This is a genomic window from Streptomyces sp. KR55 (assembly GCF_052245645.1).
In the GTDB taxonomy this organism is placed as follows: domain Bacteria; phylum Actinomycetota; class Actinomycetes; order Streptomycetales; family Streptomycetaceae; genus Streptomyces; species Streptomyces flavusporus.
The window spans coordinates 1-14594 of the sequence record NZ_JBQQCE010000234.1 but is presented as its reverse complement, the minus strand read 5'-3'; the positions used below and the strand labels follow the sequence as shown (position 1 = coordinate 14594).

Sequence of the window (14594 nt, the reverse complement as noted above, 5' to 3'; positions counted from 1 at the left end):
TCGTGACGTCCCGTACCCACGGCGCCTGCTGGTCGACGCGGCTGCTCCGCTGGACGTCCCAGGTGCCGTAGCGCGGGTTGAGGTCGACGTCCAGCTTCTCGGAGGCCTTGGACAGGGCGTTCCAGAAGGCCGGCTGGCTGGTGTCTGTGCCGAGCTTCGCGGCGAGCTTCTGGGCCTCGAGCTGGAGGCGGAGGTTCTCGTCCAGCCGCTCCGGCGCAATGCTGTACTGCTGCAGCCAGGCCGTCTGAAGTGCCTTGGGGCCGCCGACCTGCTCCTCCAGGCCGGCCCGCATCTCCTGGACCTCCTTGCGGCTGACGGTGATGCCGGCGTCCTGGGCGGCGCGGTGCAGCACCCGGTCCAGGACCATGTTGTGCAGGGTGTCGCGGGACAGGGTGCCGGTGCCCGCGACGGCCTGCGCGTACTGCGCCTCGTCGTTCACCGCCGCCCGCTGCGCCGCGCGTACCTCGTTCACCCTGCTCTCGAGCTGGGACACGGTGATCCGCTGACCGCCGACGACGGCCGCCGCACCGGGGTGCGCATCGTTTCCGCAGGCGGTGAGGAGGGGGGCCACGGCGATCGCGGCGGACAGGAGGAGCGCGGTGCGACGACGGCGGTGCAAGGAAACCTCCCGAGGAGATTGTGCGACGGTGCACAAAGTCTTGCGGTGATCGATGGTAGGCAGTGGGCAAGCTCTGGCCAACCCATTCGACCAACGATTCACCAGGACTTCGGGCACCGCCGCGCCACCCGGCCGCAGGAGGACTACCCGCGCACCTGGCCCAGCCACTGCAGGGTCCGGCGCACCTCCGCGGCGAGCGGATGCCCGGGACCGTTCAGGCGTTCCACGTCGTGCAGGAGCCTGGCCAGCGTGTCGTGCGCGGCGGCGCGGTCGCCGACGGCGAGGAGGAGGTGGCCGATGCGGCGGCGTACGTCGTGGGAGAGCTCGGGGTCGCCGGAGACGTACTGGTTCTCGTAGTACGGCAGCAGTGCCCGGTACGCGGCCAGCGCCGCCGCCGGTTCGCCGAGCTGTTCGAGGCACTGGGCGGCCTCGTAGCGGAACCGCAGGGACTGCGGGTCGGCCTGGCCGGCCTCGGCGGCACGTTCGTCGGCGAGGCGGCGCAGTTCGGGGAGCGCGCGCCGGTACTGGCCGTCGTCCATGAGCGTGGCCGCGTACTGCTTGCGCAGGGTGCGGACGACCGGGGAGTGCTCGCCGTGCTGCTGCGCGGCGGCGGGCAGGATCGCGCCGAGGATGTCCACGGCCTGGGTGATGCGTCCCTCGCCCAGGAGACGCTTGACCTCGTCGACGGCGCTCGCGACGTCCGGCTGCTCGGCGACCGGCGTGACGGGGGCGGGCTGGGGAGCGGGCGTGCGCGCGCGGTCGGGCCACGGGGCGTGAGGGCGCAGGAAGGGGCGCGTGGGGTCGAGGGGCGCCCCGGTGGGCGTGCCGCGCGCGGGCAGGAGCAGCGCCAGGTCCTCGTACACCTCCTGCGCGGAGGCGGGCCGGTGCTGCGGGTCCTTGGCGAGCAGGCGCAGGACGAGAGCCTCGAGTGCCTCGGGAACCTCGGGGCGGATCCGGCGCACGGGCAGCGGCGGCTCGTACAGGTGCCGGTGCAGCACACCGAGCGCCGTGGAACCCGCGAACGGGACGTCGCCGCTGAGGAGTTCGTGCAGGAGCACGCCGAGTGCGTACAGGTCCGTGTACGGGCCGACCGCGCCGCCCATCGCCTGCTCGGGCGCCATGTAGGCGGGCGAGCCGATGGGCGAACCGGTGTGCGTCAGGCGCGTGGTGTCGGTGTCCATGACGGAGGCGACGCCCAGGTCGAGGACGGTGACCGTGCCGTCCTGCTTCACCATCACGTTGCGTGGCTTCAGGTCGCGGTGCACGATCGGCACCGCGTGCACGGCGCTCAGCACGGCGCACAGTTGCGCGGCGACGGCGACCGCCCACTGCCACGGGTACGGGGTGTGCTCGGCGAGATGGTCGGAGAGGTCGGCGCCGTCGACGTACTGCATGACGAGGAACAGCTCCTCGCCCGCACTGCCCGCGTCGTGCACGGTGACGAGCCCGGGGTGGTCGACCTGCGCGGTCACCCGGCACTCGCGCACGAACCGGCGGCGCAACTCGTCGGCCTCCTGCCCGGCCACCCTGTCGGGGCGCAGCAGCTTCACCGCCACGCGCCGGTCGAGCCGCTGGTCGTAGGCCGTCCAGACCTGGCCCATGCCACCCTGTCCGATGAGCGTGGCCAGTTCGTAGCGGCCGGCGACGACGCGTGCTGTCGTCACGGTCACCGTCCGCCCTCGTGGTCGCCGTCGGGCCGGCCGCCCTGCTTGCGCAGGTAGTCGCTGAGCTCGTCGAGTTCGGCACGCACCTGGTCGATCCGGGCCGGCGCGGGGCGCTGGGGCGGCGGGGCGGGTATCGGCGGGCCGGGCGTGGCGGCCTGGGGTATCGGGGGCGGGGTGTGCGCGCTTCGGGTGAGCGGGGGCTGCGGGACGGTCGTGGCCGTGTTGTACGAAGCCTGGGCCGGCGGCTGCGGGTAGCCGTACGCCGCGGTGGGCTGCGGGGCGTAGCCGCCACCGTAGCGGAGCTGGTGGAAGTGGCGTACGTCCGCGGCGAGGTAGTACGCGATCACCGCCACGAGCGTGCCCAGCAGCAGTGCGAGGCCGGTCCAGCCGCCCGCGGTGTGGATCTCTTCGCCGGGTTCGCTGCCGAGCAGCACCACGGCCAGGATGTCGATGGCCAGCACCGCCACGAAGAGGCCCCAGTCCAGCGACCTGCGGGTGACGATCGCCAGGCGCAGCAGCATCGTCCAGGTCAGGAACCCGAGGCTGAGGACGGAGATCGCCACGAACAGCACACGCAGGAGGACCAGCCACGCCGTCGGGGGCGGCTGCTTCACCGGCTGCGTGTAGCCGTGGCCATGCATGGCTGCTCCTGGTGCCTGAGGTGGGCGTACGAGGCCGGCCGGCGTCGGACAACGCCAGTCGTGCGATTGTCGCATCGAGCGTATAGGTCGACACCGACAAGCGGTCCCGGGTTGTACCGAACCGTTGTCGCACTGATCACTGCCGTCGGAGAGGTCCGCCGCGAACCACTCGCCGGCCCGTGCCGCTCACAGTCGGTGCCGCATCCACACGTTGGGCTCGACATACACCGCGAACCCCTGCTCCGGCTCGCAGCGCACCGGCACCAGGGCACCGGGTACCTCGATGTCGCCTGCGGTGTCGAAGGGCAGTCCGGTCCAGCGGCGCCAGTCGTGCAGCGAGGCGGCCACCGCCATCGACGCCGGCGCCACGGAGTGGACGGTGGCGCCCGCCCGGGCGTGGACGCGCAGCCAGGGGTCGTGTGGGAGCCCGTCGGGGCGCACTCGGCGGGCGTACTCCTCCATGGGCGTACGGGGTTCCAGGTGCTTGGCGCTGGGGCGGACGGGGGCGACGACCTCGTTGAAGCCGAGGGCTCGGGCGTTGTCGCGCATCGCTGTGAGCATGCGGCCGGACAGGCCGAGGCCCTGGGCGTGCGGGGCGACGGTGACCGAGATCGCGCTGACCGTGTCGGGGCGGACCCCGTGACGCAGGTCGGCGAACGCCCACAGGAGCACCTCGTCCCAGCCACGGGCGGGCAGTTCGCCGCGGCCCTCGGCGGCGAGCGCGAAGGGAACACTGTGAGCGTGCGCGACGACCTCGCCGGTCTCGTCCTCGGCGAACTGCACGTACTGCGGCAGTTCGGCGGCGATCTGCCCGTAGTAGGCGTCCCCCACCGGGTCGTTGATGACGAACTTCGGCCAGGTGTTGGCCATCCCGGCCACCCGGTCGAGCATGTCCGGCCGCTCGGCGAGACTCGATACCCTCAGCTCCATACGGCCACGCTAGGCGGCGGCCCGGCGGCAGCGGAACGGATTTTCGCGCACCCCGGCCTCACTCGGTCCGCGTGGAAGCGGGGCGGTGCCTTCGTGGGGTTGCCGCCGTGGAGAGGTTGAGGGGGTACCGCCTCAATGCATCGAGCCCGTCTTCCACGAAGCTCCAGCGCTGTCCGGCCTCATGGAACTCGTCGGGGGTGAGCCACTCATGCCATGCGATCTCCGACGGGTCCACAACGAGCTCGTCCGTGATCACTGCTTCGTGGAGCGCCGGCCAGTAGGGGCTGATGGCCCCACGGCACAGGTACTTGAAGAGGAACTTCGGTGACGCTCTGACGCCCAGTTCCTCGACGAGTTCCCGTGCTGCCGCATCCCCGTAGGACTCGCCGACGTCCACGGCTCCGCCCACCAGCCAGTCGTACTGCCCCGGAAAGCGGGACACGGTGCGCGGCCGTCGATGCACCAGGATCCGCCCATCGGGACGACGGCAGACGGTCGTCGCAACGCGGTGCAGCCACCCACTTCGCACCGCCTCGTCCCGCTCGACAACTCCGAGTACCCGATCCTGATCGTCGACCTGCTCCACCAGTTCGCCCATGACACACCGTTCCACACCGCTCCGACAGCAGTGCCGCAGGCCGCGAAACAGGTGGAAGCTCAAGCGCCGCACTGCTGGAGCATCATGTTCTTGTCCGCCGCTGTGACAGGCAGCTCGTACTTGAGCGCCACTTGCGCGAACCGCACCGAGTACGAGCAGCGGATCGCCTTGCTGGGTGGCAGCCAGGACGCCGGTCCCGAGTCGCGTTTGGCGGAGTTCGTGGAGCCCGAGACCGGCAGGAGATTCAGCACGTCGTTGGCCACCCGCTGCCTCTTCTCCTCGTTCCAGCGAGCCGCACCCATCTGCCAGGCGTACGACAGCGGCACGACATGGTCTATCTGCACCTCGGTGGCCTTCGACTTCTTCCAGGCGAGGTCCTTGCCCGTGTACGGGTCGTGCAGCTTCATCGAGACGACCACGCAGTCGGAACCGGCACGGAACTGGATGCTCTGACCATCGCGTTTCAGCAAGTCATTACGCGTGTCGCACCCGTTCCTCGCCAGCGGCACACCCTCGGCCGTGTCCATCCATGCGTAGCCGAACTCGTCACGGTCGTAGCCGGTCTTCGGCCCCCGCCCCTTCGTGGACAGCTCCCCGATGAGCCTGCGGGCCGCGGCCTTGTCCGCGTCCGTCGTCAGGGGCGCGAGCCCTGGTTTCGTACCGTCTGGGTTCTTGAGCGGACCGACCGCCTGCCCGGCAGGCGCAGTCGGCCCGGATCCCGTGGAGGAGTCGTCTTCGCCGAGTCCCTCGCATCCCGAGACGAGGAGCACGGCAGCTGCCAACATCGCCGCGCGGAAGAAGCGGGTACCGAACCTGTTGGTGTCGGTGTCCGCCCACGGTGAGCCGAACCGTTCGCGGTCGTGGCCGCTCTTCGGTGCACGTCCCTTCACGGTGAGTGTCTCCGCGGCCGTGAGGGCCGCTTCCGCGGCGGCCGCGGCGCCGCCCCTCAGACGCGTCACGGTGCGCCCCTTCCCTTGCCTGCCCTGGCCGCCCGTACGGGTCGGTTGTGCCTGATGCCACGGTAACGGCCGAGAGGTCCAGACCACAGCTGCCCCAAACCCTGCATTCCTCGCAAGTCGGGCGTATCGTCGGTTTTGAGTCATCTCCGGAAGGAGCTCTGGATGGGCATCTTCGACAGGTTCAGGCACAAGGGGGCCCAGGACAGGGCCAAGCAAATGTCCGACGCCGCGGAGAAGAAGGTCAACGAGAAGACGGGCAACAAGTACGAGGGCCAAGTCGACACTGCCCAGCAGAAGATCGAGGGGCAGCTCGGCATGGACCGCGACCGGCCGCCCGAGCAGCCGTAGACCGGAGACCCACGGAGGACATCTGGCCGGCCACGGGGCACGACTCCCCGATGGCGGCCCGCTGAACCACCTTGAAACAGAGGCCGTCCGCGGTACTCCACCACCCGCGGGCGGCTTCGTGCGCCCTTCACCCCGCGATCAGGGCCGCGCCCCAACGGCAGGGTCCTGCGCGCCGCAGTACGGCGGCCTCAAGACCCCAGAACCGACGCCAGGAACTCCCCGACCCACCCGAGCAGCTCCCGCCCGACCAACGGCTTCCCGCCCACCTTCGCGGTCTTCGGGCGCGGCACCAGCACCTGGTGGACCGCCGGCTTGATGACCGTCCCCGGGTACAGCCGCTTGAGCCGCAGTTCCTGCGACTCCCGCAACTCCACCGGCGCGAAGCGGATGTTGTTGCCCTGGAGGACGATCTCGCCGACGCCACACGCGCGTGCGAGCATGCGCAGGCCCGCCACCAGGAGGAGGTTCTCCACCGGTTCCGGCAACTTGCCGTAGCGGTCGACGAGTTCCTCCCGTACGGCCTTGATGTCCTCCTCCGTGTTGGCGGAGGCGATGGAGCGGTAGGCCTGAAGCCGGAGGCGCTCACCCGGCGCGTAGTCGTGCGGTACGTGGGCGTCGACGGGCAGTTCGATCTTGACCTCGAGCGGCGGCTCCTCCTCGATCTCGCCGGTCTCCAGCTGACGCCGGTAGTCCGCGACCGCCTCGCCGACCATCCGGACGTACAGATCGAATCCCACGCCCGCGATGTGCCCCGACTGCTCGCCGCCGAGGAGGTTTCCGGCTCCGCGGATCTCCAGGTCCTTCATCGCCACGTACATGCCGGCACCCATCTCGGTGTGCTGGGCAATGGTGGCGAGGCGCTCGTGGGCGGTCTCCGTCAGCGGCTTCTCGGGCGGATACAGGAAGTAGGCGTACCCGCGCTCACGCCCACGCCCCACGCGCCCGCGCAACTGGTGCAACTGCGACAGACCGAAGGTGTCCCCTCGTTCGACGATCAGCGTGTTCGCGTTGGAGATGTCGATGCCGGACTCGACGATCGTCGTCGACACGAGCACGTCGAACTTCTTCTCCCAGAAGTCGACGACGACCTGCTCCAGCGCCGACTCCGACATCTGCCCGTGCGCGGTGGCGATGCGCGCCTCGGGGACGATCTCGCGGAGCCGGGCCGCCGCGCGGTCGATGGACTCCACCCGGTTGTGGATGTAGAAGACCTGGCCCTCGCGCAGCAGTTCACGCCGGATCGCCGCGCCGATCTGCTTCTCCTCGTACGGCCCGACGAAGGTCAGCACCGGGTGCCGTTCCTCCGGCGGGGTCGTGATCGTGGACATCTCGCGGATGCCGGTCACGGCCATCTCGAGGGTCCGCGGGATCGGCGTGGCCGACATGGTCAGCACGTCGACGTTGGCCCGCAGCTTCTTCAGCTGCTCCTTGTGCTCGACGCCGAACCGCTGCTCCTCGTCGACGATGACGAGCCCCAGGTCCTTGAACTTGGTCTCGGAGGAGAAGAGGCGGTGTGTGCCGATGACGACGTCCACCGAGCCCTCCCGCAGGCCCTCCAGGACCGCCTTCGCCTCGGTGTCCGTCTGGAACCGCGACAGCGCCTTCACGCTCACCGGGAACTGCGCGTACCGCTCGCTGAACGTCCCGAAGTGCTGCTGCACCAGCAGCGTCGTCGGCACGAGGACCGCGGCCTGCTTGCCGTCCTGTACGGCCTTGAAGGCGGCGCGGACCGCGATCTCCGTCTTGCCGTAGCCGACGTCGCCGCAGATCAGGCGGTCCATCGGGACCGACTTCTCCATGTCCTCCTTGACCTCGGCGATGGTCGTCAGCTGGTCGGGCGTCTCCGCGTACGGGAAGGCGTCCTCCAGCTCGCGCTGCCACGGAGTGTCCGGCGCGAAGGTGTGCCCGGGGGCCGCCATGCGCGCGCTGTACAGCTTGATGAGGTCCGCCGCGATCTCCTTGACGGCCTTCTTCGCGCGTGCCTTGGTCTTGGTCCAGTCGGCGCCGCCGAGCCGGTGCAGCGTCGGGGCCTCGCCGCCGACGTACTTGGTGATCTGTTCCAGCTGGTCGGTGGGGATGTAGAGCCGGTCGCCGGGCTGGCCGCGCTTGGCGTGGGCGTACTCCACGACGAGGTACTCGCGCGTGGCGCCCTGCACGGTGCGCTGCACCATCTCGATGTAGCGGCCCACGCCGTGCTGCTCGTGGACGATGTAGTCGCCCGCCTCCAGGGTGAGCGGGTCGATGGTCTTGCGGCGGCGGGCGGGCATGCGGGCGCCGTCGCGGCCGGCCGCCTTCTGGCCGGACAGGTCGGTCTCGGTGAGCACCGCGACCCTGAGCGCCGGGTCGACGAAGCCGTGGTCGATCGAGCCGCACGCCACATGCACCACGGACGGGGAGATCTCCCCCAGGTCGGCGTCCAGGCGGGCCGCGATGCCCTCGCCGCCGAGCACCTCGACCGTGCGGGCGGCGGGGCCGTGCCCCTCGGTCACGAAGACCGTGCGCCAGCCGTCGGCGAGCCAGCCCTTGGTGTCGGCGAGCGCCTTGGCGGTGTCGCCGCGGTAGGTCTCCGGGGCGTGCATGCCGAGCTTGAGCGTGTCACCCGCCGCGTCGGCGGCAAACGTCTCCGTGAGCTCCTCGTCCGCCGCGAACGGCGACACCGACCACCACATCATGTCCAGCTCGCGGGCCCGGTCACGGACGTCGGCGATGGACCACAGCGAGGCCGCGCCGACATCGATCGGCGCCTCCCCGCCGCCCGCGGTGGCCGCCCAGGAGGCCTGCAGGAACTCCTGCGAGGTCGCCACGAGATCCGCGGCACGCGTGCGTACCCGCTCCGGATCGCATACGACGGCCATGGCGCCCTTCGGCAGTACGTCGAGCAGCAGCTCCATGTCGTCGACGAGGACGGGCGCGAGCGACTCCATGCCCTCCACCGCGATGCCCTCGGCGATCTTGCCGAGCAGCTCGCCCAGCTCGGGGTGCGCCTCGGCGAGGGCACGCGCGCGCGTGCGGACGTCTTCCGTCAACAGAAGTTCACGGCAGGGCGGGGCCCACAGGCCGTGCTCGGCGACCTCCAGCGACCGCTGGTCGGCGACCTTGAAGTAGCGGATCTCCTCGACGTCGTCGCCCCAGAACTCGATGCGCAGGGGGTGCTCTTCGGTGGGCGGGAAGACGTCCAGGATGCCGCCGCGTACGGCGAACTCGCCCCGCTTCTCGACCAGCTCCACGCGCGCGTACGCGGCGGCGGCCAGGGCGTCGACGATCTCGTTCAGGTCGGCGGTCTGCCCGGTCCTCAGCGCCACCGGCTCCAGGTCGCCCAGGCCCTTGACCTGCGGCTGGAGCACGGATCGCACGGGGGCCACGACGACGGAGACCGGGCCGGTCTCGGGGTCGTCGGTGCTGGGGTGGGCGAGTCGGCGCAGCACGGCGAGGCGCCGGCCCACGGTGTCGCTGCGCGGGCTCAGCCGTTCGTGCGGCAGCGTCTCCCAGGACGGGTACTCAACGACTCCCTCCGGCGGCAGCAGCGAGCGCAGCGCCGCCGCCAGGTCCTCCGCCTCGCGCCCGGTCGCCGTCACCGCCAGCACCGGGCGGCCGCTCTCGCGGGCGAGGGCCGCGACCGCGAAGGGGCGGGCCGCCTGGGGGCCGACCAGATCGACGTGCATCCGGTTGCCGTCCGAGGCCGCCTTGATCGCTTCCGCGAGTGCGGCGTCCTTGACGACGGCGTCGAGCAGACCGTGCAGGCTCATGGAGAGGCTTTCCGTCCTGGATGACAGGGGCTGACTGGGGGATGACAAAGGGTGGGCAACGCGAACCGCCCGACACGCGCGGCGGGCCGGGGGTCTCCAGAGTACGTCGCGGCCGCGGTTGTCACCCGGGGGAGTGATGACACTGGCCCCGTGAGGGGGGAGGCGACTCCGTTGGACCAACGGCTTGGTCCACAGTGCCGTCACACCGTGGGAACTCGCCGTCAGGGCACGCCTCGGCAAACTCGAAGGCCCTCCCGATCTGCCCGAGCGTGCCTGGAACTGCGGACTGCGGAAGCCGACGATCACCGGAGAACACGGCATCCAGGCCGGAAACCTTCCCCTGCACCACCGCGACCCTTTCGACCGCGTACTGATCGCCCAGGCCCAACTGGAAGGCCTGACCCTCATCACCCGCGACACCTGGATCCAGAAGTACGACGTCCCGCTCCTGCGGGCATGAAGCGGGCCCGGCACCGGGGGAGTCCGCAAGACTCCCCCAGCACCGGGACCCTCCCCCACAACCCCCGTGTGTGGTGGTTCTCAGAGAGCGGCTACTCCGTCGCGATCGCGTTCAGGACGTTCATCCGGCCCGCCCGGAAGGCAGGTACCAGGGCGGCGAACAGGCCGACGAAGGCCGAGCCGATGAACACCCCGCCGATGGTCGGCCACGGGATCTCCAGGACGTTCAGCCCCTCCAGGGCGAGCAGCTGCTGCGCCGTTGCGCCCCAGCCCATGCCCAGCCCCAGGCCCAGCAGGGCACCGAAGAGGGCGATCACGACCGACTCCAGGCGGATCATGCGGCGCAGCTGCCGGCGCGACAGGCCGATCGCCCGCATCAGGCCGATCTCCCGGGTCCGCTCCACCACCGACAGGGCCAGCGTGTTCACGACGCCCAGGACGGCCACGATGATCGCGAGGGCCAGCAGGCCGTAGATCATGTTCAGGAGCTGGCCGATCTGGTCCTTCAGGGCCTCCTTGTAGTCGGTCTGGTCGCGCACGGTGTACTGCGGGTAGTCGTCCAGCGCCGCCTTCAGTGCCGTGTACGCCGCCGCCTCCTGGCCGTCCTTCGCCGAGGCGAACAGCACCGTGTCGAGCGGGATCTTGTCGGCGGGGACGTACGTGGCCAGCGTGTCGATCGACGTGTACATCGCGCCCTGGTCGATGACCGCGTCGCTGCTGGTGATCGCGCGGACGGTCAGCCGGCCGGTGGAGCCGTCCTTGAAGTCGACGGCGATCTCGGAGCCGAGGCGGATGCCGTGGTCCTTGGCGTACTCCTCGTGGACGGACATGGAGTCGGGCCGGTAGGCGTCGTCGAGGTTGCCGGCGACGGTCTCGACCCGCAGGTCCTGCGCGTACGACGGGTCGGCGGCCGTGATCGCGGTGTCCTTGGACGTCTTCCCGTCGGGGGTCGTGAAGTCGGCCTTGGTCCACTTGTACTCGGTGACGCGGTCCACGCCGTCGGCGTCCTTCGCGGCCGTGACCGCCTGCGGGGTGATCAGGTGGCCGCTGTCGGACTGGATGATGAAGTCCGTCCCCACGCTCTTGTCGAGTTCCTCCGTCGCCGAGGCGACCATCGACGAGCCGACCACCGACAGACAGGCCACCAGGGCCAGCCCGATCATCAGCGCCGCGCCCGTGGCGCCGGTACGGCGCGGATTGCGCAGCGCGTTGCGCTCGGCCATCCGGCCGACGGGCCCGAACATCCGCAGCACGATCGCGCCGAGCACCCGGACGACTCCGCCCGCGAGCAGCGGACCGATGACGACGAAGCCGATCAGCGACAGCACCACGCCCGCGCCCAGCCACAGCGCACCCTCGCTCGCCTTGTCGGCAGCGGCCGCCAGATACAGCCCGAATCCGCCGGCACCGGTCAGCAGCAGGCCCAGCACGGCCCGTACGACACCCGCCTTCGCGTCGGCCGGGGCGCCCGCATCGCGCAGGGCGGCCATGGGCGAGACCTTGCCGGCGCGGCGGGCCGGGAGGTAGGCGGCGAGGACGGTGACGACGACGCCGAGGACCAGGCCGACCACCGGGGTCGTCCAGGCGACCGTCAGGTCGTCCGTGGAGAGGTTCATGCCCATGGCGCCCATGAGCTTCATCAGCCCGATGGCGAGCCCGACGCCCGCGCCCACACCGAGCACGGAGCCGACGAAACCGAGCATCAGTGCCTCGACCAGCACGGACCGGTTGACCTGCTTGCGGCTGGATCCGATGGCCCGCATCAGGCCGATCTCGCGGGTCCGCTGGGCGACCAGCATCGAGAACGTGTTGATGATCAGGAAGACGCCGACGAGGAAGGCGATCCCGGCGAAGCCGAGCATCGCGTACTTGATGACGCCCATGAACTCCTGGACGTCCTCGGCGTTCGCGTCGGCGACCTCCTTGGCCGTCTGCACCCTGAAGCCGCCGTCGAGCGCGGTGGCGACGTTCTTCTTCACCTGGGCGTCGGTGAAGCCGGACGCGGCGGTGACGTTGACGTTCGTGTAGACGCCGGTCTCACCGACGAGGGTCTGCTGGGCGGTCTTCGTGTCCAGGTAGAAGATCGCGGCACCGGGGTTGGTGACGGTGAAGTCGGCGATGCCGGAGATCTTCGCCCGGTGCGTGCCGACAGCGGTGATGACGCCGATCTCGTCGCCGAGCTCAAGGCCGTGCTTGTCAGCGGTGTCCGCGTCGGTCATCACCTGGTCGGCGCCCTCGGGCGCGGAACCCGAGGTGATCTTCATCGTGCGGGCCTCGTTGGAGTTCCAGCTGCCGACGATGGTCGGCCCGCCGCCGGACGGCGAGAGGCTGTCCTTGTCGGCGTCGACGACCGTCACCGACGTCGAGAAGACGGTGCCCTGAGCCGACTTCACGCCCTCCGTCCTGCGGACCTCGTCGACGACGGAGGCCGGCATGACCGGCGGCTTGCCGTTGTCGGCGGTGGTCTCACCGGTGTCCGAGGCGCCCTTCGGGCTCACCGTGACATCCGACGCGGTGGCCGCGAACAGCTTGTCGAACGTCGTGTTCATCGTGTCGGTGAACACGAGCGTGCCGCACACGAACGCCACCGACAGCAGCACGGCGACGGCCGACAGGGCCATGCGCCCCTTGTGCGCGAAGAAGTTGCGCATCGAGGTCTTCAGCACGGTCATGACGTGCGCCCCCGGGCGTCGAAGTCCTTCATGCGGTCCAGGACCTGATCGGCTGTCGGGTTGTACATCTCGTCGACGATCCGGCCGTCGGCGAGATACAGCACACGGTCGGCGTACGAGGCGGCCACCGGGTCGTGCGTGACCATCACCATGGTCTGCCCCAACTCGTCCACGGACCGCCGCAGGAAGCCCAGCACCTCGGCGCCCGCGCGCGAGTCGAGGTTCCCGGTCGGCTCGTCACCGAAGATGATCTCGGGCCGCGCGGCCAGTGCCCGGGCCACGGCGACGCGCTGCTGCTGTCCGCCGGACAGCTGCGTCGGCCGGTGCTTGAGCCGGTCGGCGAGCCCCACGGTCTCCACCACCCGCTGCAGCCACGCCTTGTCCGGCTTACGGCCGGCGATGTCCATGGGCAGGGTGATGTTCTCGATCGCGTTCAGCGTCGGCAGCAGGTTGAACGCCTGGAAGATGAACCCGATCCGGTCCCGGCGCAGTTGCGTCAGCTTCTTGTCCTTCAGACCGGTGATCTCGGTCTCGTCGAGATGGATCTGCCCGCTGGTGACGGTGTCGAGCCCGGCCAGGCAGTGCATCAGCGTGGACTTGCCGGACCCCGACGGGCCCATGATGGCGGTGAACTGGCCGCGGGCGATGTCCACGTCGACATGGTCGAGGGCGACGACGCGGGTCTCCCCGGCCCCGTAGGCCTTGACGACCTGCCGCGCCCGCGCGGCAACGGCCGTACGCCCTCCAGTGCCCCCGTGCCTGGGAATGGTTACAGCCGATGTCACGGTATGTCTCCTATGTCGGTCAGCAGTGGGTCAGCAGTCGGTCAGCAGCCGGCTCGTACTGAGCCGTGCCGTGTGAAGTCGTGCGAAGTGCTACGCCGATGAGTCTCGCGGCAAGCAGGGGTGACGTTCGATGGTGTTCAACCCCGTCTTGCACTGAGGAAAACCCCACCCCCGAAGGTGCGGTGCACCGCCCCCGCGGCGTAAAGCCAGGTTAAGGACGACCCCCGTACCGTCTCGTCCTCCGCCGGTACGAACCCTCCCCGAGCCCTGGTACGGAGAGACCCCTAGGGGCAGTCCGCCCTCAGGCGGAGTCCTTCTCAGGGTCGGGTCCACCCATCGGCCCACTCAGGCTCCACCCTCCCGTTGCGTGACGGTCAAGTGGGAAGCTGTCCGACGGCAGATAGTTGCAAGGGGAAGGAATCTGCGTGGGCAGCACCAGACCCGCGATACGCGGCACCGCACAGCACACCGGGACCGACAGGCGCGGAGCCGTCGTCGCCGCGCTGATGCTGTCGATGGCACTGGCGGCACTCGACTCGACCGTCGTCTCCACGGCCGTACCGCAGATCGTCGGCGACCTGGGCGGCTTCTCCGTCTTCTCCTGGCTCTTCTCCGGCTATCTGCTGGCCGTCACCGTCACCCTGCCCGTCTACGGCAAGCTCTCCGACACCTTCGGCCGCAAACCGGTCCTCGTGGTGGGCGCGAGCGTCTTCCTGCTCGGCTCCCTCCTGTGCGCCCTCGCCTGGAACATGTGGGCACTCATCGCCTTCCGCATCGTCCAGGGCCTCGGCGGCGGCGCACTCCAGGGCACGGTCCAGACACTCGCCGCCGACCTCTACCCCCTGAAGGAACGCCCGAAGATCCAGGCCAAGCTCTCCACGGTGTGGGCGGTGTCGGCGGTCGCCGGCCCCGCGGTGGGCGGTGTCCTCGCCGCGTACGCCGACTGGCGCTGGATCTTCCTCGTCAACCTGCCGATCGGCGGACTCGCCCTGTGGCTGATCGTCCGCCACCTGCACGAGCCGCAACGGAAAACGGACGCACGCGCGCGTGTCGACTGGGCGGGCGCCCTTGTGGTGTTCGCGTGCGGCGGAGTCCTGCTCACGGCGCTGGTGCAGGGCGGAGTCGCCTGGGCTTGGCTGTCACCGCCGTCGATCGCCTTGCTCGGTACGGGAC

General features: G+C 70.2%; 12 protein-coding genes. 3 read left to right on the top strand and 9 right to left on the bottom strand.

The features are described 5' to 3' along the window. The 6 genes from ACTWQJ_RS29625 to ACTWQJ_RS29600 form a co-directional block, all read right to left on the bottom strand. The coding region (locus ACTWQJ_RS29625) for a SurA N-terminal domain-containing protein (protein ID WP_443309597.1) at positions 1-619 on the bottom strand (619 nt) is incomplete at its 3' end. Between the two features lie 143 nt (positions 620-762). Further along, the gene (locus ACTWQJ_RS29620; protein WP_443309599.1) at positions 763-2247 is read right to left on the bottom strand and encodes a serine/threonine-protein kinase; all 1485 of its coding nucleotides are present in this window, start codon (positions 2245-2247) and stop codon (positions 763-765) included. A gap of 38 nt (positions 2248-2285) precedes the next feature. Next, positions 2286-2924, bottom strand: a complete 639-nt coding sequence (locus ACTWQJ_RS29615; RefSeq protein ID WP_443309596.1) for a hypothetical protein — start codon at positions 2922-2924, stop codon at positions 2286-2288. Between the two features lie 186 nt (positions 2925-3110). Further along, positions 3111-3854: an N-acetyltransferase gene (locus ACTWQJ_RS29610; RefSeq protein ID WP_443309595.1), complete on the bottom strand. Its 744-nt coding sequence runs from the start codon at positions 3852-3854 to the stop codon at positions 3111-3113. Positions 3855-3912: 58 nt separating this feature from the next. Continuing rightward, the gene (locus ACTWQJ_RS29605) at positions 3913-4452 is read right to left on the bottom strand and encodes an NUDIX hydrolase (protein ID WP_443309594.1); all 540 of its coding nucleotides are present in this window, start codon (positions 4450-4452) and stop codon (positions 3913-3915) included. 59 nt (positions 4453-4511) lie between these two features. Further along, positions 4512-5237, bottom strand: a complete 726-nt coding sequence (locus ACTWQJ_RS29600; protein WP_443309598.1) for an HNH endonuclease family protein — start codon at positions 5235-5237, stop codon at positions 4512-4514. 336 nt (positions 5238-5573) lie between these two features. Here ACTWQJ_RS29600 and ACTWQJ_RS29595 point away from each other — a divergent pair, with 336 nt between their 5' ends. Beyond that, on the top strand, positions 5574-5759 hold the full coding sequence (locus tag ACTWQJ_RS29595) for an antitoxin (protein WP_129799901.1): 186 nt from the start codon (positions 5574-5576) through the stop codon (positions 5757-5759). Between the two features lie 188 nt (positions 5760-5947). Here the strand turns inward: ACTWQJ_RS29595 and mfd are convergent, their stop codons facing one another. Next, on the bottom strand, positions 5948-9505 hold the full coding sequence (gene mfd, locus ACTWQJ_RS29590) for a transcription-repair coupling factor (RefSeq protein WP_443309593.1): 3558 nt from the start codon (positions 9503-9505) through the stop codon (positions 5948-5950). 184 nt (positions 9506-9689) lie between these two features. Between mfd and ACTWQJ_RS29585 the strand changes: the two genes are divergently transcribed. Next, the gene (locus ACTWQJ_RS29585) at positions 9690-9965 is read left to right on the top strand and encodes a type II toxin-antitoxin system VapC family toxin (RefSeq protein WP_443309592.1); all 276 of its coding nucleotides are present in this window, start codon (positions 9690-9692) and stop codon (positions 9963-9965) included. A gap of 91 nt (positions 9966-10056) precedes the next feature. Here ACTWQJ_RS29585 and ACTWQJ_RS29580 read toward each other — a convergent pair whose 3' ends face one another. Beyond that, positions 10057-12636: an ABC transporter permease gene (locus ACTWQJ_RS29580; RefSeq protein ID WP_443309591.1), complete on the bottom strand. Its 2580-nt coding sequence runs from the start codon at positions 12634-12636 to the stop codon at positions 10057-10059. Next, the gene (locus ACTWQJ_RS29575) at positions 12633-13421 is read right to left on the bottom strand and encodes an ABC transporter ATP-binding protein (protein ID WP_443309590.1); all 789 of its coding nucleotides are present in this window, start codon (positions 13419-13421) and stop codon (positions 12633-12635) included. Before ACTWQJ_RS29575 ends, ACTWQJ_RS29580 begins: the two co-directional genes overlap by 4 nt. A gap of 425 nt (positions 13422-13846) precedes the next feature. On the opposite strand from ACTWQJ_RS29575, the gene ACTWQJ_RS29570 reads away from it, so the two are divergent. Next, the coding region (locus ACTWQJ_RS29570) for an MFS transporter (protein WP_443309589.1) at positions 13847-14594 on the top strand (748 nt) is incomplete at its 3' end.